Source organism: Sphingobacterium tabacisoli (assembly GCF_017908035.1).
Classification (GTDB): domain Bacteria; phylum Bacteroidota; class Bacteroidia; order Sphingobacteriales; family Sphingobacteriaceae; genus Sphingobacterium; species Sphingobacterium tabacisoli.
This window is the reverse complement of sequence record NZ_JAEQMU010000001.1, coordinates 1,317,687-1,342,172: the sequence shown is the minus strand read 5'-3', so window position 1 is coordinate 1,342,172 and position 24,486 is coordinate 1,317,687. Positions and strand designations below refer to the sequence as shown.

At 41.0% G+C, this 24,486-nt stretch carries 17 protein-coding genes; 14 read left to right on the top strand and 3 right to left on the bottom strand.

Going from position 1 to position 24,486, the window contains the following annotated elements; genetic code table 11:
• The first annotated feature begins 71 nt into the window (after positions 1-71).
• From JKG64_RS05570 to JKG64_RS05530, 9 genes are all read left to right on the top strand, one after another.
• Positions 72-1,244 carry a FecR family protein gene (locus JKG64_RS05570; RefSeq protein ID WP_210353337.1) on the top strand — a complete coding sequence of 391 codons (1,173 nt, stop codon included), beginning with the start codon at positions 72-74 and terminating at the stop codon, positions 1,242-1,244.
• An 88-nt stretch (positions 1,245-1,332) separates the two neighbouring features.
• Entirely contained in the window at positions 1,333-4,995 is a 3,663-nt protein-coding gene (locus JKG64_RS05565) for a SusC/RagA family TonB-linked outer membrane protein (protein ID WP_210353336.1), read from the top strand.
• Positions 4,996-5,006: 11 nt separating this feature from the next.
• Positions 5,007-6,455, top strand: coding sequence for a RagB/SusD family nutrient uptake outer membrane protein (locus JKG64_RS05560; RefSeq protein WP_210353335.1), 1,449 nt, complete (start codon positions 5,007-5,009; stop codon positions 6,453-6,455).
• A gap of 75 nt (positions 6,456-6,530) precedes the next feature.
• The gene (locus JKG64_RS05555) at positions 6,531-7,727 is read left to right on the top strand and encodes a thioredoxin family protein (RefSeq protein WP_210353334.1); all 1,197 of its coding nucleotides are present in this window, start codon (positions 6,531-6,533) and stop codon (positions 7,725-7,727) included.
• Between the two features lie 22 nt (positions 7,728-7,749).
• Complete coding sequence (locus JKG64_RS05550; RefSeq protein WP_210353333.1) at positions 7,750-8,895, top strand: TlpA disulfide reductase family protein; 1,146 nt, start codon at positions 7,750-7,752, stop codon at positions 8,893-8,895.
• Between the two features lie 279 nt (positions 8,896-9,174).
• On the top strand, positions 9,175-10,506 hold the full coding sequence (locus JKG64_RS05545; RefSeq protein ID WP_210353332.1) for a gluconate:H+ symporter: 1,332 nt from the start codon (positions 9,175-9,177) through the stop codon (positions 10,504-10,506).
• Between the two features lie 31 nt (positions 10,507-10,537).
• Entirely contained in the window at positions 10,538-11,011 is a 474-nt protein-coding gene (locus JKG64_RS05540) for a RidA family protein (RefSeq protein ID WP_210353331.1), read from the top strand.
• A 3-nt stretch (positions 11,012-11,014) separates the two neighbouring features.
• Positions 11,015-12,121: a D-TA family PLP-dependent enzyme gene (locus JKG64_RS05535; RefSeq protein WP_210353330.1), complete on the top strand. Its 1,107-nt coding sequence runs from the start codon at positions 11,015-11,017 to the stop codon at positions 12,119-12,121.
• Between the two features lie 4 nt (positions 12,122-12,125).
• A complete protein-coding gene (locus JKG64_RS05530) occupies positions 12,126-13,208 on the top strand; it encodes a dipeptidase (protein ID WP_210353329.1) in 1,083 nt (360 codons plus the stop codon).
• 141 nt (positions 13,209-13,349) lie between these two features.
• Here the strand turns inward: JKG64_RS05530 and JKG64_RS05525 are convergent, their stop codons facing one another.
• Both JKG64_RS05525 and JKG64_RS05520 read right to left on the bottom strand, forming a co-directional pair.
• Entirely contained in the window at positions 13,350-14,771 is a 1,422-nt protein-coding gene (locus JKG64_RS05525) for a SusD/RagB family nutrient-binding outer membrane lipoprotein (protein ID WP_210353328.1), read from the bottom strand.
• Positions 14,772-14,782: 11 nt separating this feature from the next.
• Positions 14,783-17,944, bottom strand: a complete 3,162-nt coding sequence (locus tag JKG64_RS05520; protein ID WP_210353327.1) for a SusC/RagA family TonB-linked outer membrane protein — start codon at positions 17,942-17,944, stop codon at positions 14,783-14,785.
• 194 nt (positions 17,945-18,138) lie between these two features.
• On the opposite strand from JKG64_RS05520, the gene JKG64_RS05515 reads away from it, so the two are divergent.
• The 4 genes from JKG64_RS05515 to JKG64_RS05500 all read left to right on the top strand — a co-directional run bounded on the left by JKG64_RS05515 (position 18,139) and on the right by JKG64_RS05500 (position 22,328).
• Positions 18,139-19,035: a helix-turn-helix domain-containing protein gene (locus JKG64_RS05515; protein WP_210353326.1), complete on the top strand. Its 897-nt coding sequence runs from the start codon at positions 18,139-18,141 to the stop codon at positions 19,033-19,035.
• Positions 19,036-19,164: 129 nt separating this feature from the next.
• A complete protein-coding gene (locus JKG64_RS05510) occupies positions 19,165-19,473 on the top strand; it encodes a hypothetical protein (protein ID WP_210353325.1) in 309 nt (102 codons plus the stop codon).
• A gap of 80 nt (positions 19,474-19,553) precedes the next feature.
• The gene (locus JKG64_RS05505; protein WP_210353324.1) at positions 19,554-19,754 is read left to right on the top strand and encodes a hypothetical protein; all 201 of its coding nucleotides are present in this window, start codon (positions 19,554-19,556) and stop codon (positions 19,752-19,754) included.
• Positions 19,755-19,853: 99 nt separating this feature from the next.
• The gene (locus JKG64_RS05500; protein ID WP_210353323.1) at positions 19,854-22,328 is read left to right on the top strand and encodes a tetratricopeptide repeat protein; all 2,475 of its coding nucleotides are present in this window, start codon (positions 19,854-19,856) and stop codon (positions 22,326-22,328) included.
• 32 nt (positions 22,329-22,360) lie between these two features.
• On the opposite strand, the gene JKG64_RS05495 is transcribed toward JKG64_RS05500, so the two are convergent.
• Positions 22,361-22,768 carry a hypothetical protein gene (locus JKG64_RS05495; protein WP_210353322.1) on the bottom strand — a complete coding sequence of 136 codons (408 nt, stop codon included), beginning with the start codon at positions 22,766-22,768 and terminating at the stop codon, positions 22,361-22,363.
• Between the two features lie 380 nt (positions 22,769-23,148).
• Between JKG64_RS05495 and JKG64_RS05490 the strand changes: the two genes are divergently transcribed.
• Complete coding sequence (locus JKG64_RS05490; protein ID WP_246512483.1) at positions 23,149-24,216, top strand: 2,3-butanediol dehydrogenase; 1,068 nt, start codon at positions 23,149-23,151, stop codon at positions 24,214-24,216.
• The last annotated feature ends 270 nt before the right edge of the window (positions 24,217-24,486 follow it).

Below are 24,486 nucleotides of genomic sequence, written 5' to 3'. Positions count from 1 at the left end.
TTACAGTTTTTTGTGTTTTTCTTTAAAAATCTTTAGAGATTCTCATCCCCTTTTCTGTTATACAATTGATTATGGCTAGATATCCTCAACATATTGCGAAGATTTTATCTGCTGTTCATTTTAGGGAATGGACTCCGCAAGAAAATGCATTTATAAGAGAGTGGTTGGCGAAGGACGAACGAAATCAAGAGCTTTTAGATGCCGTGTTGCGGAAGGAGGATTTATCTAAAGATTTGAGCTTACTGAGGACATTTGATACGGCGCAAGCTTGGCAAAAGCATAAGTCATTGATAAATATGCCATCGTCTGTTGATATCTCTAACAGTATCTACCGCTGGAAACCTTTCCTGTACATGGCGGCTTCGCTTGTGGTGGTATTAGGCCTTGTTTTCCTTGGTCTACGTAAGGGGAAGACGGTACAGGAGCAGCCGATAGCGGCCATACAACCGGGTGCAAATCAGGCGACTCTAAAATTGTCCGATGGTACGGTTGTCCCTTTGAGTGCTGGTGAAGAAGGGCTTTTGATGGATAATGGGCTTATGTATGAAGATGGAGGAGAAGTGGAAGGTGTTAAGAAAACCGATTTTTCTTCGTTTGAAATGAGTACACCACGTGGAGGACAGTATCGAATGACGCTGCCTGACGGGAGTAAGGTATGGCTCAATGCCGATACGAAGCTAGCCTATCAAGAAGATGAAGATGAGCGGCATATTGATATGGAGGGTGAAGCTTACTTTGAGGTGGCCTCTCAGTTAAAGAAGACGAAAGGAAAAGAAGGTGAAGCTAAACCATTTCGCGTAAAGGCGGGTAAGCAAGAGATTGCGGTGCTGGGGACACATTTTAATGTGAAATCCTATAAAGGGGAGAAGAAGAATTATACAACACTGTTTGAAGGTTCTGTACGGATCAGTGCAGGTGAGGAAAAGCTGGTGCTGGTTCCGGGCGAACAGGGGATTGTAGAGGGGACTTCTATTAAGAAATCGGTAGTGGATCCATCTGCCGTTCTAGCTTGGAAGGAAGGAAACTTTGTTTTTAATTCAGAACGTCTGGATGAAATCTTACAGCAGGTGGGACGCTGGTACGATGTCGATTTTATCATTGAAAAAGCACACTTAAAGAGCGAGAAGTTCGAGGTTATGGTACCCCGATTCAGCCAATTGAAGGAACTGCTGGAGTTATTGCAAAAAACCGGAAAGATTAAATTCCGTTACGAAGACAGAACAATATATGTAAGCGAAAAATAATAATAAAAAAGGAAGGGTAGAAGCGATTGCGGCGCCTCTACCCGAAGGCCTAAAACTGTAGTACAACAAATTTTTAAAACCTAATCAAATGTATGAAAATTATGGACAGGATAACCGTGTCTCGACCGGTTATTTTGCTGGATTAAAACAATTTGTCTGTTACCATCTACTACGAGGTAGCAGGACGTGGAGGAGAAGAGTTATGCGAGTGTCATTGACTTCGATTTTTATGACTTTCTGCATGATGCAACTTTCTGCTAGCGGTATAGCACAGCAGGTTACATTAAAAGCAAAGTCAACATCAGTACGCCAGATCTTTATGGCGATCAACAAGCAGACGGGGTATCATTATGTATGGTCTGCCCGTGATGTAGATCCGAATACCAAAATTTCGGTCGATATCGTGCAGAAGCCCTTAGATCAGGCTTTGGTTTCTATTTTGAATAGCCTTGATCTGAGTTACGAGATTGATAATAAAACTATCGTAATCAAGGAAAAAGGGAGGGGTGCTTCAAACAATACTGCAAACCGTGTTAAGGTCTTTGAAGAGGTACAGCAAAAACAGGTGTCTGGACGCATTGTAGATGCACAGGGCAAGCCGGTTCGTGGTGTCAGTATCCGTGTGAAAGGAACCGACCTAGGTACGGTGACCGATGAGCAGGGGTATTTTAAGTTTACGCAGACCGTTGATGCAGGGCAAAAACTGGAATGTTCTTGTCTAGGCTACAAATCCATGGAAGTGACGGCCTCTACCAATATGGGAACTATTGTACTTCAGGATTTGAGTGCGGAGGTCGAAACGGTAGATGTCGTGATTAATACAGGATACCAAAAAATCAGTAAAGAACGCGCTGCAGGTTCATTCTCTCAGGTTACAGCTAAAGATATGGAGGGTAGATTGCAGACAGGGCTGTTAGATAGGGTAGAAGGATTGGTACCAGGAATGAGTATGGTACAGAACAGTGCTAGCCCACAGAATACGAAAAACAGCTTGGGAATAGAAGTGCGTGGGCGTTCTACAATAAATGCACAGGGAGCACCTTTAGTGGTAGTCGATGGTATGCCTTACGAAGGAGATTTGACAGCCTTGAATCCCAATGATATAGAGACCATCACCGTATTAAAAGATGCCTCAGCGGCATCGATATACGGAGTGCGATCATCCAATGGAGTTATTGTCGTGGTGACTAGAATGGGAAAAGAAGGTCCTGCAAGAATCGACTACTCCAATACCCTGTCATTCCGAGGGCTGCCCAGCCGTAAGTATTTGAATAAGATGAGCTCTGCGGAGTTGGTGGATTTTCAAAAAGAGATGTTCAACTATAGATCAGGAGACTATAGCGCAATTGACCCTAGAAAGTCTATGAACGACGTTTACGGTATTCTTTATAGACATAAGGGGGGCGTTATCTCTGAAGAAGAGATGGAACGTGAACTGGATGTGTATCGTAATAGAGATCGCTATTCTTCTATGGATGAGTTTCTAAACACGGTAAGATTTGATCAGCAACATAATTTAGCTCTTTCTGGTGGAGTTGATCGATATAGTTATCACTATTCATTGAACTATACGCAACCAGGTGATTACAATAAAGGCCGTGCGACTAATAAGGGAATAGGTTTTAATATCAAGAATAACTTTAAGTTGACGGATTGGGTTACTTTGAGAGCTAATATCTTAGGTAAAAACCAACAGCGTGAGGGAAACATTGGCTTTGATTATTATAATAATTACATCGGAGGAAAGGCTTCTTATTTCTTGTTGCGTAATGAGGATGGTAGTCCAGCACAATGGTTTAATAACAAATCTCAATATGAGATTGATAGATTGAATAGTCTAGGACTGCAAGATGAGACTTACAGACCTATTGAACAAAATGAGTATAAGCATGAGAAGTTTTACAACAAGTATATTAATCTGAACTTCGGCGCTAATTTTAAAATCATTAAGGGCTTAGATTTCGATTTATCTTATCAGTCAGAACGTACTGAGGGCTATAATGGCACATTGAGTAGGGAACAATTCTGGGAAGTGGCAAGTATGGTGAATGATGCGACACAGATGGTTGAGGGGATTGCGAAATATAATATTCCTAAAGGAGGACAGTTTTCAGAGCGACGTAACGATATTAACAGTTATACATTACGTGGTCAATTGAACTATCAAAATACATTCTCTGATATTCATGAAATTATTGCAATAGCAGGTGCAGAGCGCAGAGAGATCAAAGATCGCTTTACAGATATTTATAAATACGGATATGATGAGAGTTCTCTAGTATATAAAGGAATCAACGAAGAAAACTATGGCATTATGTTACGTAATACTGAGGCGTTGTTCAACAGTTATACAATGACGAAAAAGGAGAAAGGGTTCCAGGAACTTGTAGACCGTTTTGTGTCTTTTTATGCGAATGCTTCCTATACGTACAATCGTAAATTAACATTAAGTGGTAGTATTCGTATGGATCAATCTAATCTATTCGGTACGGATATCAAAAACCAGTACAAACCATTGTGGTCGGTAGGAGCCTTGTATCGTCTTCCTGAGTTGAATTTGGACTTTTTGGATAAATGGTCTGCACGTATGACTTATGGTGTGAATGGTAATGTTCCGAAGGAAACAGGTCCATATTTGATTTCCAAAGTTGATGATAGATTAAACCCTTACACTGGTGAGTTACAGTCGTCCATTACCACTCCTCCAAATCCGTTATTGAGATGGGAACGTACCAATGTGTTTAATTTCGGACTGGATTTCTCTATGTGGAATAACAGGCTCGGTGCTACAATTGATTTATATAGTAAGAAGACTGAAGATCTATTGGGAAATAGTGCTTTAGATCCAACGTTAGGATGGAGTAATGTTTTGATGAATTACGGTAATATGCGTAATAACGGGATCGAAGTCGGATTGACAGGACAGATCCTGAAAAGAACTGATTTCAGCTGGACAGGAGCTCTTAATTTCGCCTACAATAATAACAAAATAACCAAACTCTACGTCTCTCAGAATACACCATATTCTTACTATAGTACGACACAAAACCGTGTTGGTGTAGCTATGGGAAGTATATATAGTATTGATTACGCTGGATTGAATGAGGAAGGTCTACCAATGGCTAGAAAAGCGGATGGCACTTTAGTCGGAAGTACACAACAGTTGACCGCGGAAGATTTGATTTATTCAGGTACAACCATCGCTCCTTATAATGCTTCTCTAAGCAATAACGTGCGTTACAAAAACTTTAGTTTAAACTTCATGTTCATATTCAACGGTGGGCACGTGATGCGTGGCGTACACCCAGAGTTTTTGAGTAAGTATGCTGAGCTAAACTACAATAGCAACTTCGAACGCAGTTGGTTGAATTATTGGAAGCAACCGGGAGACGAGCTTAAAAACCCAGAAATGGCTCCGAAATTTGTGAGTGCTGCTTCTGGAAATATGTCCGACATATATAATTCGGCACAACTCTTTATTCAGAAAGCGGATTATATCAAATTACGAGATGTTTCCTTGTCCTACACTTTACCGCAAGAATGGATTGCTAGAACGAAGCTTAACCATGTTCGTATCACAGGACAAATTCAGAACGTATGGAGGTGGGCGGCTAATAAGGATAATCTAGACCCTGAAGTATGGTCTGGTTATAGCATGTTTAATGATGCGCAAAACAAACTAATAACTATACCTACGCGCGGGGTATTAACACCGACTATTTACAATTTAGGTATTTCTGTAGGTTTATAATTGATTAAAAAATGAAAACGATATATTTTGCATTAATAGTGGGAATGTTGAGTCTAAATAGCTGTAACAGCTATTTAGATATCAAGCCTAAAGGTTTTACAATCCCTGAAAAGACGGGAGATTACCAATTGTTGATGAATAGCACGTCCTTAATATCTTCGACACCAGGGTATCCTACTTATTTAACAGATGATATAAACGCCGGAACAATAAATGATCCAGTAACAGCAGCTCGTTTTGATAGCTTTTCTTTTCTAAAGAAACAATTATACAGTTTCGCACCTGGAGCTACGTTGGAAGACGGACAGATGGATTCGTTTTGGGAGTCTGCTTATGGTCGTATATTTACTTATAATGTGGTAGTTAATAATGTGCTTTCTTCTACGGAGGGATCTGAACGTGAAAAAATGAGATTATGTGCTGAGGCTAAAGTGGGAAGAGCGTTTGAATACCTTAACTTGGTCAATGTTTATAGTGCTTATTATAACCCGAATACTGCTAGCTCAGATCTTGGAGTTCCAATGGTACTTGCAGAGGATGTCAATGCTTCTTATGAGCGTGTATCTGTCGATGCAGTATATAAGCAGATAAAAAAGGATATATCGGAAGCCCTTCCACATCTGAGTCAAACTACATCAAATAGATATCAAGCGATACTTTCCGTAAGCCATGCTTTTCTAGCGCGGGTGAATCTGTATCAGGGTAATTACAAAGATGCTTTATCAGAAGCTAAAAATGCTTTAGCTCTTAACAGCAATTTGATGGACTATTCCTTATACACGACAAAAGATAAAACGACTTGGGGTAGAGTATGCTTGAAAACAGATCCCTTAGTTCCTATGTTGGACTTTCAAAATAACCCTGAGGTCATATGGGCGAAAAAAGGAACAAGCAGTGATGGTGAATTTAATGCCGAATTTTATGCATCACCAGATTTTGTAAGCACCTACAGTACAGATTTGCCAGTAGGTGCCATCGACAAACGTTTTGATTTGTTCTTTTGTAAAGATCGTGCATCATTTGGACCTAATGAACTAAAATTTCCAGGAAAGGTATTATTTGCTCCTTATGTAGCATTCAATATGGGGTTTGGTACAGCAGAAATGTTTTTGATAGCTGCAGAATGTGAAGCCCGTTTAGGGAATGCGAGCGAGGCTATTAATTATTTAAATACATTACGTGCTAGCCGTATCGAGAACTATCAACCTTTAGGAAGTAAAGATGCTGTCGAAGCATTAAAAATAACATTGGATGAGCGTCGTCGCGAGTTCCCATTCATGGCATCCACTCGATTCTTTGATTTAAAGCGTTTGGCTGTAACAGGTGATTTGATTAAAACCATTCAACATCCCCTAGATGGTAAGATGATGGAGATAAAGTCTAATGATAGACGCATGATTCTACCTGTACCACCAAAGGTATTGTCGATGAATCCCGGAATCCCTCAATACGAAAGATAAATCCAAAGGCGTATTACCGAGCAGATCGAACCAAGGTAATACGCCTTTTAATATTTTAAAAGCAAATTAATACCTATGAACCGTATTATATTTAGTTTAGTTTTCTTTGTGGCTTGTACTGTTGTACAGGCCCAAGAAGCTATCAATTTTCAGAAAATAAGCCTTTCTGAAGCCAAAGCACAAGCGAAGGCAAGTGGCAAGTTGATATTTATTGATGGTTATACCTCTTGGTGCGCACCCTGCAAATGGATGGAAGGCAATGTATTCAATCAGGCCGCTGCAGCAAAGTTTTATAATGATAACTTTATCAATATCAAGTTTGACTGTGAGGTAGGAGAAGGGATCGATGTGGCCAAGCAGTACAATATCCGTAGTTTTCCGACTTATTTGTTTTTGGATACTGAAGGTGAGTTAATGTATCGCTCGCAGTCCCGGATGGAAATACAGGAATTTATCGCCGAGGGCAAGCGTGCATTAGATACTGATTTTCAGATTCCGACTATCCGCGCCCGTTATGAGACAGGTGAGCGTAGCCCTAGTTTCTTAGCTGCTTATATCACAACAATGACCAAGGTAGATCCCGCTTCGACAGCAGAAGCGAAAAGCGCTTTGGATGAAATTGCTGATCCTTCATTCTTAAAATCTGAAGCAGGCTGGAATATTATTGAGCTATTTGGACAGAGTCCAAAAGATAAGTATGGTAAATTCTTTATGGATAATCGCCCATATTTCAAAGGAATACTTTCTGCAGAGGCATTTGAGAAAAAAGAAGCTCATCTGATGAAATATGCTATGTATGATTATATCCGCACTAAGGATGAGGCACAATTTAAAGAAGGGTTAGCTTATTTTTCGAGTAAAACGGACGAGGCGAGTCAGGTCGATGCGGCAATGTTTAAGGTCGAATGGATAGGAGCTCATGGCACGGATAAGGAATTTATCGATTACACAAATCAGTTGCGCAAAGGTTTGTTTAAACAGGAGGACGAGCGGTTAAGCTTTATCGCTCGACGCTATTCGGGCAAGTATGGAGCTGGCAAAGAGCCTTCTGCAAAAGTATTGAAGCAATCTTATGTACTGGCAAAGCAAGCCGTAACCCTAAATGAAAACTCCTATTCCAATCAAGGTACTTTTGCAGAGATCTGTATCACCTTAAAAAAGAAAAAAGAAGCGGTGAAAGCTGCTGAAGCCGCACGTGCTTTGGCAGAGCTAGAGACCTCTAAAATTGTAAAGATAGCCGATGCATTATTAGCTAGAGCACAAGCTATTTAGTGACTATAAATCAATAGATACGATGAAGAAGATATTTTGGAGTTTACTTGTTAGTGCATTAGCATTTAATAGTGCGTCTGCGCAGGAGCATGATTTTAGTATTCAGATTAAACCGGGAAAAGATGCGCCAAAGACAGCAAAAGTCTTTGTTCGTTATTTTGTAGATCGGCAGTTGGTGTTGGATTCCTTGGTGTTTAATGGAAAGGTACAGACCTATAAAGGTAAAGCCAACGAAGCGACATTGGTTAATTTATACTATTCGCCATCGGGTGCCTCTTTTTTCAGCAAGGGCCGTGTCGGTGCTTGGGACAAAGTCAATCTATATGTCGACAAAGGGGCAACTAAAGTAGATTTTAAGGAGAAAATCGCGGATGCTAAAATTGTAGGAACGGCTATACAACGGGATTATGCAGGTTATGCGCAGCATATGCAAATACTGGATAAACAAATGGACGAACTTATGGCCGAGCGTTCAAAGTTCTATCAACAACAAGGGGGCGATGCCGCTGGAATGAAGGAGGTTGCTGATCGTATAGAAAAACTAGAGCAGGAACGTAATAAAGCAAAGGAACAATATATAAAAACTCACCCAAGTTCTTTTTTCAGTCTTTTGGCATTAAAAGAATTAGCGGGATATGATATTGATACGGATTATATCGAGCCATTGCTGTTATCGTTGTCTCCACAGTTACAGGCACAGCAGGAAGGAAAGCAGCTGGCCTCAGATATTGCAGTGACCAAGCTAGTAGGGGTAGGAAAGCAAGCGCCTTTGTTCAGCCAGCCCGATACAGAAGGACGCATAATCAGTTTAGCCGATTTCAAAGGACAATATGTGTTGGTCGACTTTTGGGCATCCTGGTGTGGACCATGCCGCGCAGACAATCCGAATCTGGTAAAAGCTTACTATGCTTTTAAAGACAAGAACTTCACTATTTTGGGCGTTTCTCTAGACAAAGAAGGTAAAAAACAAGATTGGTTGAATGCTATAGAGAAGGATGGACTGCCTTGGCATCACGTCAGTGAGTTGAAAGGGTGGAATTCCGAAGTTACCGCTATGTACGGTATTAAAGCTATCCCGCAGAATTTTCTCATAGATCCTAATGGTAAAATTATAGCGAAGAACCTTCACGGAGGTGAGCTGGAAAGAAAATTAAGCGAATTACTATAGTCTTAATAATAAAGGGAGCAAAGTTGTTCCCTTTATTATTTCTTTCTTATTTAACATAATAAAATTTATCCTATACCTCCTGTTTGATTTTTAAATCAGTTTAATGTTAGAGGGGAAGGGAGGCATTCAAGACCATTTCAAAAGATGAGCGGCTGTATTTAGATGATATTTAATTATTTTCTGATTTATTTTGTTGATAATTATTATATTAGAGAAAATAATTAACCACAGGTATCTAACCGATGCCTCCTAAACCACAACAACTGATTTATAAACGAGATGGTATTCCTAATTGTACTTTTGAGCCTCTTATTGTTGATCGTCAGCATAAGTTATTTAAAGATTAATGCCTTTCTTTCCTTTTTGATTGTATCGATACTGACTGCTATGGCATTGGGGATACCATTATCGAAGATACCTATTACTGTTGAAAAAGGGATATCTGCTATTATGGGTGGGTTGACTCTCATTATTGTATTAGGAGCAATGTTGGGCAAAATTATTGCAGAGAGCGGGGCCGCCGCGAATATCGCAACCGTGATGGTACGGCTATTTGGCGAAAAGTATCTCCCTTGGGGAATGGCGGTTACAGGGTTTATAGTGGGTATACCTTTGTTTTATGGGGTAGGATTCGTGTTATTGGTACCACTAATTTTTTCTATTGTCTATCAATATAAACTCCCTGCGGTCTATATTGGATTACCCATGTTGGCGGCGCTATCGGTGACTCACGGATTTATTCCTCCACATCCTTCGCCTGTCGCTTTAGTGGTATTGTTTGACGCTAATATGGGATTGACATTGATTTATGGTCTGATCGTATCCGTTCCGGCTATTATAATTGGGGGGCCTATATTTGGAAAGACACTTAAAAATATTAGTAGTAGCGGTGAAAATATCTTTCAGCCCAATGAACAGCCAACCACTACAACGCTATTTCGCAAACCTGGAGTAGGCCTCAGTTTTTTGACGGCATTGCTACCTGTCTTTCTCTTGATACTTTTTACTATTCTGCCTTATTGTATCCCAGCCTCCAATATTTTTTTGCAGGAGCTTATTGTATTTCTTGGAGCACCAGCAATCGTGATGCTAGCGGTTATTTTTGTGGCAACATTTACGCTAGGCATTAAACAGGGACGCTCCATTACGCAGGTGATGTCGGTGTACGGGGATGCAGTCAAAGATATCGCTATGATATTGTTGATTATAGCGGGATCTGGTGTGTTTAAACAAGTGATGGAGGAGAGCGGAGTGAGCCTTCTACTGGCTGAGAGCCTAAAGTCTCTCGCTATACATCCTTTGATCCTTGCCTGGATCATAACCGCTATTATTCGCGGCTGTGTAGGTTCTGCAACGGTCGCCGCATTGACGGCGGCAACGGTACTACTGCCGTTGACACAGGCTACACAGGTGGATCCAAATCTTATGGTATTGGCTATCGGAGCGGGCAGTCTGATGTTCTCGCACGTCAATGATGCCGGATTCTGGATGTTTAAAGAATATTTCGGATTAACGGTGAAAGATACGTTACGCTCCTGGTCTGTTATGGAAGCAATAGTTTCTATTGTAGGGCTAGCTGCTGTCCTCTTATTGTCTTTTATTATTGCATAACTAAATCATATTAAAACAAACAACACGAAAAATGACACAGAACGCAGATGTACAGTTTGAAAAATTAGGTTTATCGCTGCCTCCAGCACCGGCACCTAAAGGTGTGTATAAGCCCTATGTAATTGATGGAAAATACCTATACCTCTCTGGACATGGACCTGTTCAGGATGATGCCAGTTTAATTATAGGGCGTATCGGTCGGGATATCGATATGGAAGCAGGAAAGGACGCTGCCAGGCAGGTAGGGCTGACTATGCTGTCTACTATAAAAACTAACCTAGGTTCACTGAATAGGATAAAAAGGGTAATTAAGGTCTTAGGTATGGTCAACTGTACGGAAGATTTTGAAAGGCACCCCTATATTATCAATGGCTGTAGCGAATTATTTGCACAGGTGTGGGGTAATGAAAACGGAATTGGAACCCGCAGTGCGGTTGGATTTGGTTCTTTGCCGGATAATATCCCGGTTGAAATCGAGGCGCTCTTTGAACTACATGAAGATTAGGCCATGCAGCAATGGTATGAAGTAGCAGATCCGGATAGTATCGACTCTCCGGCGCTTTTGGTATATCCTGAACGTATAAAAGGCAATATCCAACTGATTAAAGGTATGGTTGATGGACATTGTGAGCGTTTACGGCCCCATGTCAAGACTCATAAGATGATCGAGGTATGTAGGATGATGATGGAGGAAGGGATAGAACAGTTTAAGTGCTCCACGATAGCTGAGGCAGAAATGTTGGCATTGGTCAATGCCAAGGATGTGCTGATGGCTTATCAGCCTGTAGGGCCCAAATTAAGCAGGTGGGGGAAGTTGGTGCGGACTTATCCCAATACGGAGTTTTCTTGTGTTTTGGATAATCCTGTGGCATTAGATGAGATGGGAGCTTATGCTGGGAAGGAGAAGTTGAGGTTTTCGGTATATTTTGATATCGATTTAGGAATGGGCCGTACAGGTGCATCACTGACAGTTTTAGAAGAGCTCTGTGACCATATAGATCAGCATCCACTGCTGACCCTGAAAGGGGTACACGGTTATGACGGACACATTAGTAATCCAGATGTATCTATACGTAAGCGGGAGGCTGACGAGAGTTACCGAATATTGAAAGAAGCCGTCACGTATTTGCAACGACGCTATCCGTCTCCAATGGATATGGTCATAGGGGGGAGTCCCTCTTTTTCAAGCCATTCCCTAAGGGAGGATGTGGTTTGTAGTCCCGGAACATTTGTTTTTTGGGATTGGGGATACAGACAACGTGTGCCGGATCAAAAATTCGATTATGCAGCTGTGCTGTTGACCAGAGTTATCGCTGTTATCAGTCCCATACAGATCTGTGTAGACTTAGGTTATAAGGCGGTGGCGTCAGATCCACCGTTGCCTCGGGTATCGTTTTTAAATGGAGACCATATTGAGGTCTTGTTTCAGAGTGAAGAACATATGGTGTTGATAGTGGACGATAGCCAAAAATACCCCTTAGGTATGGTTTTATATGCTGTACCAACACATATCTGCCCTACTGTAAATCTCTATCAGCAGGTATCTGTGATAAGTGAGGGCGAAGTCAAGAAGGAATGGACTGTAATAGCAAGAAATAGAAAACTTAGTATTTAAAAGAATGGACAGACAACAGCTATTTTTAATAGACGGGCATCTCGACCTCGGTATGAATGCTATGGAATGGAACCGTGATTTACGCGTTTCTATAGCGGAACTTAATGCAAGAGAGGAAGGCCTATCCGATAAGCCTGATAGGAGTAAGGCTACAGTTACATTTGATGAGTTACGCCGGGGCAATATAGGTCTGGTGGTAGCCACACAGATCGCTCGTTATGTAAAGCCTGGTAGTACCCTGCCAGGATGGTATTCGGCCGAGCAGGCTTGGGCACAGACACAGGGGCAGTTGGCCTGGTATAAGGCTATGGAACAAGGGGGACATTTGTGCATGATTCAAAATAAGCAACAGCTGGATCAACATGTTGCTAGCTGGACTGATGGGACGGACAATGCGGATAAGCCTATCGGTTATATATTGAGCTTGGAAGGAGCAGACTCGATGGTGGATATAAGTTATGTGGAGCGCGCGTATGAATATGGACTACGGGCTATAGGACCAGCACATTATGGGCCTGGACGATATGCCAATGGCACGGATGCCCAAGGTCGGTTAAATGCCGATGGTGTGGAGTTGCTAAAGGAGATGGATCGATTAGGGATGATATTGGATGCTACTCATCTCAATGATGATGCTTTTTGGGATGCACTGGATCGTTATAAAGGTCCTATTTGGGCGAGCCATAATAATTGTCGGGTATTTGTGGATCATAATAGACAGTTTAGCGATGATATGATCAAAGCATTAATCGAAAGAAATGCTGTAATCGGTGTCGCTCTGGATGCCTGGATGATGGTTCCCAATTGGGTGAGAGGTCAGTCTACTCCTAAAGGAACAGGCTGTAATATGGAGATCATGGCCAATAATATAGATCATATCTGTCAGATTGCAGGGAGTACCGATTATGTGGCAGTAGGTAGTGATCTGGACGGTGCATTTGGAAGGGAGCAGTGTCCCTATGATTTAGAAACTATTGCTGATATACAGAAAGTATTTCCGATCCTAGCAAATAGGGGGTACAAAGAGAGCGATATCATAAAAATTGCAAATGGCAATTGGCTTCGCTTTATGCGGAATGCCTTGTAACATTTCGCTATTTGGCTTTTATTATTTAACATAATTAATTTTATCCTGTTGCATTTTTGAATGGTGGACAGGTTTCCATTAGGGAAGGGATAGATGGTAAAATACCGGAATTGTATAGCTTGTACAATTCCGGTATTTAGTTTATGGTTTGTCCCACCAAAGTTTGGTATCTAAGGATGGTTGCGCGGGGACGTTGTTGCCATTTTCGGCACGCTCGGACGAAGGGTATGCGAGTCTTCTGATAAAGGTAGGAAGCTTAGCATTGACGGGCATCTGAAAGTCCTTCAGTTGATAGTCATTCCTGCGTAAGTCATTCCAACCTTCAGGATTCAAATAGGTGATAGTATACTTCTCCCGAAAGACATCAGATAGTTTCAGATTGTTTTCACCCACACCTACGTAAGGACGGTTCAAATAAGCCGTCAATTCTGCTTGTGGTACGCCCAATTTTTCAAAATGGGCTTTTATTCCCTCTTCGTAAGCTTTATACGCTCTAGCTTGGTTGCCAGTACGTAGTGCCGCCTCGGCTTCTACCATTTTGATCTCTGCATAGGATACTATTGTCACAGGTGAACTGGGCGAAGTAAGGGGGGATTTTTTACTGATATAACACTCGTCCTTTATCGTGTTGGAACCGGTATTACCCTGACCATTGCGGGTGCCGATGTAAATATTGCCTACGACAGATTTTTCTGTTATGTAAGTTATACGAGGATCTTCCTGTCCATAGGTGGTGCCATTCATATGATCAATAAAGTTGGCTGATAACCAACCGTCCAAATCCAGATTGTCGTTGTTTGTAGCAACTTGTGCCCAAGGGTTCATTCCTTTGAATACGGCCATTCCTGCATCGTCACCGTTACGCTGATACGCGTTGTCAATGGCTGCGAGGATAGCCTTCCCGTCATAGACTGTTTTTTTACTGACTTTATTCAGTACCCTAGCTTTTAGAGCATAAGCTGTTTTTAACCATTGCGTAGGATTATTAGCATGGATAAGGTCTGCACCTTCGCTAAATAATACGCTGTTGGATTTCTTTAAATTGGCTATAGCTTGGTCAAGTAAATCGACCTGTGCTTTATAGAGCTCTTCTTCCGTATCATATTTAGGCTGTAGTGTTTTTACTTTGCCAAAGGCTTCTGAATAGGGGGCATCGCCCCAAAAGTCAGCTACCAGTCCCAGTTGATAAGCCATTAATGCCTGACCGATTCCGAGATGATGAGGTGCTTGCTGTTCTTCTGCTCGTTTCATCAGGTCATAGGCATCCGATAATGAATAATACAGATTATCCCAGGCGCTGGCAGGATTGGTCGGTTCATAGTTGTCGCTTGAGCTACCCGGTGTGACACTAGCGGTATACTGCATATAATTGGTGGTGATGTAGGCCGCTCGGTAACTATTCATGGCTGCTTTATGTGTTGCAGTCGTTAGTATACCGTTTATAGTAGGGTTAGTGACTAGATTAGGATTTTCATCTAACTTAAAGTAGTCGCCGCAACTGCTGACAGAAAGTCCTACACAAAGCAGCGTATATAATAGGGGGGAACTTATTTTCTTTCTCATAATCTCAATACTTAAAAACCGATATTTATACTCATGATAAAACTACGAACAGCGGGGTAGGTCATACCGGCAAATCCGTCGATATTTGAACCACTATGGGTGGAAGAGCTCTCCGGATCCAGTCCTGAATATTTGGTCCACAAGGCAAGGTTATTGCCCGTAAAGCCAATGGAAGCGTTCTTGATGGTATTATTGCTTGGTAACCAACGTTTCGGAATACGGTAATTGACCGATACAGAGCGTAGTCTGACCCATGAAGCATCTTCTACAAAGTATTCCGACACACCACGGTATAAGTCTCTATAATAGCCATTTTTGTAGTCTGTCCCTGTTTGTGGGTCAACTCCCTGTCCCAGCCATACTTCCTTGGTATTGACTGTACCGTCCGCAAGTTTTCCTTCGAAGACCCGATGGTCGTTACGGTCTAAAGTATATTTAGAATATGCAAATGAGGCTAAGTGGTTGTCCAGCTGATTATAGCGATCCTGCCCGATACGAGCATCAATAAGTACATTCAGACTGATGTTTTTGTAGCTGAAGTTGTTGTTCCAGCCTGCAATCCAATCGGGTTGTACATTGCCGAGTTTCTTTTTATTGGCCGCATTATCTAACATCGGAAATCCATTTGCGCCAATCAATAGCGGGCGGTTAGGATCGATCTGTGTGCTCTTATCTAAACCTTGGGCAATTTCTTCTGGACTATAGTAACGTCTTAATGCACGTCCATATAATACACCGTAAGATTCCCCAGGGATTAATCTCATTTGAACATTACTGCTCAAGTAGCCGCTTTCTTCGGCCACAAGTATCTCATCTAGGCCTTCATAAAGTGACAATACTTTGTTTCTGTTCATAGAGAAATTGAAGCTTGAGGACCAACGGTAATTCTCTTTGCTGATCGGTGTCGCATCAACTGTTAGTTCTATTCCCCGATTACGTAGGTCGCCAGCATTAATAGCCGCATTGACATGACCCGTTGTCGAAGAGACAGGAGTTAGCATAATCTGATCTTTGCTTATAGAGTGATAAAATGTAGCATCTAACCCCAATCTATTGTTTAGGAATTTTAATTCAAAACCAGCCTCATAGGTCTGTGTGAACTCGGGACGTAGATTCTCGTCGCCTAGTAGGCTAGAGCGTGTGAATCCGGTGTATCCTGTGGGTAACTCTTTATATGCCGCATTGCCATTGCTGGTCGAGTAGGCGATGGCATCTTTACCGATTTTGGCATAGGATACGCGGAGCTTACCGTAGGATAGAATATCTTTGCTTGGTATATGCTCACTAAAGACATAACTTCCTGTGACCGAAGGATAGAAGAAGGCATTGTTTGGGCTGAGTAGGGAAGAGGTGACATCCCGTCGTCCTGTCACGTTAAGAAATAGGTAATTGTTATAGGATAAGGCTAGCTCGGCGAAGGTTCCCATCAATCGATATTTCAGGGACTCGGACCAAGAGTCTATAATTTTAGCATTTCTCATATTGTACAGATTGTAGACGGTTAGGTTACCTCCTTCTGTGTTCTCTGTATCTGTGGATTTATCATATAAATCATGACCGAGGCGTAGGGTTGCAGCTAGTCCGTTGGAGAATTCTTTGGTAGCAGTTGCTATAAACGTACTGTTGATCGTACGAAAACGGGTGTCATATATACCGATCAACCCTGTGCCTGGAGATGCAGCAAGGCCGTTGTTGTCGAGCGAATATTCTCCTAAAAGACCTTGTCTGCCTGGCGCTGTAGCTCTCCGGTTGTCGCGGTAGGCATCGATACCTATTCTGTAATTGAGGTCTAACCAACTCAAAGGTTTGTAGGAGGCATTAACACTCCCGATAAAACGTAGCACATCGTCTTTAAAATGGTTGGTTTTCGCTTGGGCAATAGGGTTGACGTTGTCACTGCTATAACCTCCGGGTGTACCATCTGGTTTAAATATCTCCTGACGTACATCATGACGGTGTGACCAATAAACGAGTTGCTCCATGTATCGAGCTGCCCGGCCTCGTACTCCTCCCGAATTATTGACGCTCATGCTTGTTCCGAAATTTAGCTTCTCACTGGCTTTGAAGTTGGAGTTTATCCTTCCTGTTAGGTTTTTGAAGTTGGTGCCAGACATAATACCTTGCGTTTGTTGATGCGAAAGGGAGACTAAAGTTGTTATATGCTCATTTCCTCCAGATAAGTCAATGCTATTCTTGAATTGATTGCCGGTATCAAAGGCATCTTTGAAGTGGTTTCGCAGTACATCGGGATGACTGGGATCAATTGCTTTGGCTTCTTCTATGGTTGGACCAAATGCAGGCCAGAAGGATTCCGGGTCGTATTTATTGGCCCAGCCCTGGGTGTATACATTTTGTAGTTCTGGAAATTTGTTGGCTTTATCGAAGCCTGCCAGTCCCGCGTAGTTTATTTTGAGTTTACCTTCTTTGCCCGACTTGGTGGTGATTACAACCACTCCGTTAGCACCGCGCAAGCCGTATAGGGCTGTCGCTGCACCGCCCTTCAAGATGTTCATGGTTTCGATGTCATCGGGATTGATGTCTACGGCACGGTTACTGATTCCGCGTTCGCCGGCACGATTACCCGTAGCTGCGGTAGAGTTGTCAATCAGAATGCCATCTATTACAAAGAGCGGGTTGTTGTCGCGCTCAGGATCAATGGAGTTGATTCCGCGGATTTGGATTTTGGCTCCTTGACCAGGAGCTCCTCCTGTGCTGGATATGGTTACGCCAGCGACTTTACCTTGTAGGGCGTTCACAACGTTAGACTGCTTGTTTACCGTGAGGTCTTCTGCACTGACTTTTTGTGCAGCATAGCCCAATGAACGCTCATTTCGTTTTATTCCGAGCGCGGTAACGACGACCTCATCAATATGCGAGTTGTCTGTTTGTAAGGTAATCAGAAGTGCGTTTCGGTCAGCAACATTGACTTCCTGTGTTACATAACCAACGGCGGATACAAGGATTATACTACGGTCTGGAATATTAAATGTAAAAAGGCCCTTTTCATTTGTCTTTGTAATCGTGTTACTATTCTTGACTTTAAGAGTCACTGCCGATAAAGGCGTGCCATCAGAGTCGACTACCTTGCCCGATAGTGCCACTTGCTGTGCACGGGTAATCTGCGGATACGAGCAGGCTAAGACAGCTAGAGTTGTTAGTAGCTTATTCTTCATGTTTATAATTAGGTTTGTTAGTACGCATTTAAGTTAGCTATTTATTTTATTAATTGTTGCTTTTATTTCCTTAAAATATTTTTTTTCATGTAAAGGTGTTTTTAGAGTAGATGAGGATCTTATACTTCGCCTCTCGGTAGGGGATTTTTTTTATTAACCTCGAAAGTGGGGTAATTCTTCCTTATGTTTGTGCTATGAAGTCTAGTCCCATCATCTTATTGAAATTCGCTGATTTGCTAGATATAGGTATATCTGCCTGTAGAAACAAGAATTTCATCATCCTTGACGAATCCCGTGCTCAAAGTGAGGTGATGCTGAATCAATTTTATAAAACGGGATATTTTGGTCTCATGTTGGTTGAAGCAGGGGAGAGCTGTTATAGTGTTGGAGATTACCGCTATGAGATGGGGCAAGGGGATGTGCTTTTCATTGTACCAGGAGAGAATTTTAAAATTCACTTCGTGTCGAAAGACTTTAATGCAAAATATCTTTTATTTAACACACAGATGGTAAATGATGCGGGCTTTAACTACCGATCCAATGATATCATCAAAAGCTTTTCTAACCATCCTTCCTATCTGATTAAGGATAACAAGATGTTTTATGATCGTTTAAATAATTACACGGTAGAATTGGCGAATTTAAATGATCTTCGTAATGCTATCTTTTACGGAAATGAGATGATCTGGCACCTGTTTTCATTGATTATGTATGAGATTGAGGAGTTTTTTAGGCAAACAAGAAGTACATCGACTCCAACCTCTCGGGAGGAGACGATTACCACTGATTTTTATCTTTTAGTACAGTCGCATTATAACAAGCATCATGATGTACAGTTTTACGCGGATCAGTTGCATATCAGTAGGAAATATCTGAGTAAAGTTATTAAGAAAACGATGGGGCGGACTCCTAAGGATATTATCAATAACGTTATTCTGATAGAAGCAAAAGTGCTGTTGAAAGGTCGCTCTTCTAATATCGGTCTTGTTGCGGAGCTATTGAATTTTAAAGAACCAGCAGCATTTAGTAAGTTTTTTAAAAAGCTGACACAAAAGAGTCCCTATGCCTATAAAAAGGAAGAATTGTTCTGATCTTCTTGCTTTTTTCAATTTTTCATATTCGTTTTATTTAGCGTCTTTTTTCCCCCTTTTGGAGTCCTTTGTGGAGTGATTTTAGGCTTCTAAAGAGCTATTTTTGTAACAGAAAATAACCCAATTAATATGAAGTTATCTGAGGTCAGTACACTATTGTCACTTAATTTCAGCCCTATGGCCGGCCAATGGTCAGAAAGGAATTCTATGCGTATTTTGATTGATCCTAGCGCCAGTCGACTACCATTGATTACTGAAACGGATTTGTCGTTGTTTAATACATTTATTCTGGTGGATTCAGATTTGTGTTTTCTTAATGATCTTGCCCTGTTCCTGGAAGCGAAAGGCAAAGATGTCAAGATCATACGAAGTATAGATGAATTGTCGAAGACGTTTCATCTGGTCGGAACGGCATACAAATCAATGTTATCAGTTTAATAAGTAAGGTATAGATCATGAGGTGTTTTGTTCAGGAGTTTTCGGTCTGTAATAATTTTTTCTCAAATAAAAATCAATGTTTGCTAGAGATTCATTCGCAGGTACGTCATATCCATGCTATAGCCATGTATTTGGATGATAATATCAATGTGCTGCATATCGAGTCGACCAAACGAATAGAAAAAGAGGTATTACAGGTGTTGAGGGGGCTCGGTATATTGATAAAATTATTGACTACTGGAGAGGTGGATAGTTCGGATAAGATTCCCCTGTTATACTGACACCTGTATAAGGGGGGAAAAATCTTTTTTATAATAATACGGTAGAAAATCACTGTAACAAGGGATACTCAAAAGCTTACAATTCCGTAATTTTAGCGAATGGCACACCGTATTTATTTATACAATTACGATCAGAAGACAAATCAGACATTTGATACCCATTTGGGAGAATGGAACTATGAGATTCCATTGTTGCTCTATCCTTTACTGACAGAGGGGATTCATGTGCAAGGGGTAGAGTTCTTCTCTAATAAGGAGCAAGGTATTGTTCAATTGCGTCAATTTTTTGATTTGCTGGCGGATACTTATCAGTTGCACTACAAAAAAGCTTATTATGAACCTGTAAACAGAATGTTTGAGTTTCTGGAGGGGCTACCCTATGACTCATTTGTGTTGAATGCTACCGATGTGTTCAATATGAACGAAGAGAAGCATAAAGTACAGGCAAAGGAATGGTTGGAGGATATACAGCAGAAAAGTGTATGCTATAGAAAAGCGTTGGAAGCACAAGATCTAGCGCTGTTGGATGCATTGTTTTTACCCTATGGTTATTCTTCCTTCCTTGAAATTTTAGAGACGGATTGGATTGAATATGGGCTAGGGTATTTCGAGGAACATGCTTATAAGAAAATTTCCGCTACAATCTTCGAAGAAGCGGGGAAATTTGGCTTGAAGGATGCAAAAGGGAATATTCTAGCTTCAGCCATCTATGACGATATTTTTGAAGCAGACTATAATTATAATATATCGGTAGTTCAGAAAGGCGATTTGTTTGGCTATCTGCAGGGCGATGGTAACGAAAGAATTCCTGCAATTTATCAAGAGGCCTCGGATGTGTTTGACTTTGCTCAGGAACCCTTGGGGGAGGTGAAAATAAATGGAAAGCATGGTGTTTTAAAAATTTATTCCAATAGTTGGTTAGTCGCTCCGGAATATGATGCTATAGAAAGAGTGAGTTATGGATTTTTGGGGGTAGAGAAAGATGGTAAATTTGGAATTTATAGTGATGAAGATGCACTTATAATCCCTACGGAAGCTGAAAGTGCATATACATACGATTATTTCCCGGAACTGTTTTTTACCAAGCAGAAAGGAACAAGCAAGCGTAGATATTACACAAAGAAGGGAGCTTACTTAGGAGATTTTTTAGAGGGAAGTATTGTGAAGTCAGGTGCCTGTTTTTGGATAAAGCCAAATAAGTTTGACCAAAAGGGACGATTGATAGACAAAGTAGGAAATCTTATCCTAGCGGAAGCGGATCAACTGATACTGGCTGACAACTTTGAAACGTTAGCTATTCGTAAAGGCAAAAACTGGTATATCTACGACAGTTTGAAGCACCTCTTTTTATTAGAAAGCGAGTTTATTACTAAGGTGAAAGCAGCATCTAATGTGTGGTTAAAGAACAATGCATTTATTCTAGAGACAGTAGATGGGTTAGGTTTTTTTGATGCCAATAGCGATGCTTGGCTGATAGCTCCTGAATTAGAAATCAAACAGATTCATTATCTGGAAAATGGATTTTTGTCAATTCAAAGAACGAATGGATATCAATTGTTCGATTTTGAGTATAATGTGTCTTCTGAATCCTATGATTATATTTCAAATCCTTTGAATTATAGACCGGATGAAGGTTTGTTATTTTTATATCAAGGGAAGAATATGTTTAGGCTGAATGAGGATAAAAGCATTGATTTGGTTGCAGTAACAGAATATGGATCGATTTATCTGGACCGGTATTCTTTTCGAGGTAAAGATTTAGAATACTTTGTTGGCTTTTACAACCGCTGGAAAGATCAGGTCGGTGTTGACCCCGAGCAGTTTATGGATGTTGAATCGATTAAAAGAATGGCTTTTGAGGCAAAGGGAGATCAGCTATATGAAGAAGCACTTCGTCTCTTTGAGCTGGCCGCTCAAAAGGATGACATCGATAGTTGGGTAGAAATAGGACTATTGCTTACTGATCCAGAGCTAGCGTCGCTATTCGACCCACACAAAGGGATTGTTTACTACGAAAAGGCCGCACAGAAGAATAACCCCGTGGCCTGGAATAATATTGGTGTCTTGTATCAGAATGGAATTGGCCACTCCTTTGATATTAAAAAGGCCATGCAGGCATATGAAAGAAGTGCGCAATTAGGGGATGGTGTGGCACTTAGTAATTTGGGTGATTTGCACTATTTTGGAGAGCATATTGCACAGAATTATGATTTGGCCTTGGACTTTTATCAGAAGGCAGAGAAGCTACGATACTACAATTATGAAAAAATATCTGAGATTTTTTATCAGCAGCGGGATTACAGCAACTTGCTAGTTTACCTAAAGAAAGACTATGATCAGTCTTATTCAGGTATTTATTATGGTATTATTTATGAGCACGGAATGGGAGTTAAACCGGATTTGAAGAAGGCTATTAAGTACTACGAACAGGCGAATGCTTATGCGAATTATGAATATGCGACCCAGCGCTTGGTTTATTATTACGGCGAAGATCCCGCATTTAGAAATGAAAAGAAATTTCAAAAATGGAAAAGCTTCGCCGAAGAACATGGTTTTGATATCGACACAAAATAACTTCTAATAAAATTGAGTTCAGCTCCGGTGGTTTAAATCTGAACTATGCCTCTCTTTATCATCTCTAACATGGGAGGTGAGGCGTGTTTAAACGTAGGGGCTTGCTCGACAAGGCTTCCGGCGTTCTTTTTGTTGACTTTAAACGTAAGATCCATTTCTGTAGTGAATAGCAATGCGCTTGTGAACGGGTTTTTGATATAGGTTCTTAATACATCAAATGCTTCGTCAGGACTGTGGAAATATTCGCTCTCATGACTGTTATAGCGAAAGGTTAATGCAAAATTATAACCTCCAGATTCTAATATGTGGAGCCGTACGTATATATTTTTAAGGTCTGTATTGCCTATCGTTTTGGCGAGGGTCAATTTGGCAAAGGTTCCTTGATTAATGCTTTCTTTTACGTGTTCGAAAAACTCGATAAATACTGTTTGATAAGGCATTTTTATAAAATTTGAATTGCAAAAATACGTGAAGTAGTTGATAAAAGAGTTTTTTTCTGAAAGTGTCTGTTTTAATGATTCTATAGTATATTTCAAAGCATCAATGAGCTCTCTTCGTTCGGTTTAATGGCTATCAAGAACTTTTTTCATGATACTATTCTTTTTTGAAGGTATTCAAGAGCTCACCCGCGATAATCGGGTTCGGTTCATCGTTATTGGCGATCCAAAGGAATCATGAAAATTTTTTATGAAAAGATGTAGCAATATAGGAGAGGCGAAAGAAATAGGTGATAAGGATCATTTATTTCTAGAGCACAGGTCATAGTATGGCGTGCTATTTCTCAATACCTTTATATACAAACCATAAAAAAGATAAAGATATGGCTAACACAATGAAAGCGGCACGTTGGTATGCTGCAAAAGACATCAGGGTCGAATCAGCAACTATTCCAGAGGCTAAAGCAGGACAGGTTAAAATAGCGGTTCAGTTTGCAGGAATCTGTGGTTCCGATTTACATGAGTATGTACATGGACCACAGTTAATTCCGGTAGACCAACCGTACCCATTGAATGGACATCAGGGAGTAACTACCTTAGGACATGAGTTTTCGGGTGTAGTAGAAGCTGTAGGAGAGGGCGTGCATCATTTGAAAGTCGGTGATCGGGTTGTTGTGGAACCTCTTTTCAAAAATTTTGATAGCCCTTTTATTCCGAATGGCGAGTACAATCTGTCCGAACCATTAGGGTTTATAGGTCTTTCCAGCAATGGTGGGTTTGCGTCGTATGTGGTTGTTGAAGATTATATGGTGCATAAAATACCTGATACAATGTCTTTCGAAAAAGGCGCACTCGTAGAGCCTGCTGCTGTTGCGGTATATGCTGTATTGCAGAGTGGACTTAAAATCGGAGAGACCGTATTGGTGTCGGGAGCAGGTCCAATAGGGCTATTGTGCGTACAGGCGGCTCTTGCCGCAGGAGCCACAACGGTGATCGTAACTGATATAGCAGACAAACGTTTGGAGAAAGCAAAGGCTATAGGTGCTACACATATTATCAATGCTAAGGAAGATGGTATACCCCAAAAGGTAAAGGCTATTACGGGGCTTGGTGTGGATGTTTTTCTGGATTGTGCAGGTGTACAGGCTTCCTATACAAATGGTATCGAGAGTGTAAGAAACGGAGGGACAGCGGTCTTAGTGGCATTATTTGGTAAACCCGTGAGTACAAATGCGCTAGATCAGGTACTTCGAGAGATTACTATAAAAGGAATTATTGCTTATCGTAATATTTTTCCGCAGGTCATTGCGCTTATCGATAGTGGACGTATGCCTGTAGAAAAGCTGGTAACTAGTAAAATTGGTCTAGATGATATTGTGGTAAAAGGATTTGAAGCCTTGGTGAATGATCCTACAGAAGTGAAAATCTTAGTTGATATACAAAAAGGTTAATATCTTATAAAAGACAAAGCCCGGATTTATTCGGGCTTTGTCTTTTATAACGTAGCATGGTTCATTAGTTAAGCGATATGGTATTTGTTGACAATGTACTTAATAATAAAAAATACTTCTAAAAATGTGGAAAAATAACGACGGGCTCTGCGATTAAAATACTAATTTAGCCTTGGAAAGCTAACTATAGGCCTCGGTTGCAGTTAGGGTCTATTGTTAAGTTTAACTTATATGATATTTTTCCAAAAGTAGAAGTTACCATTGAAAAAA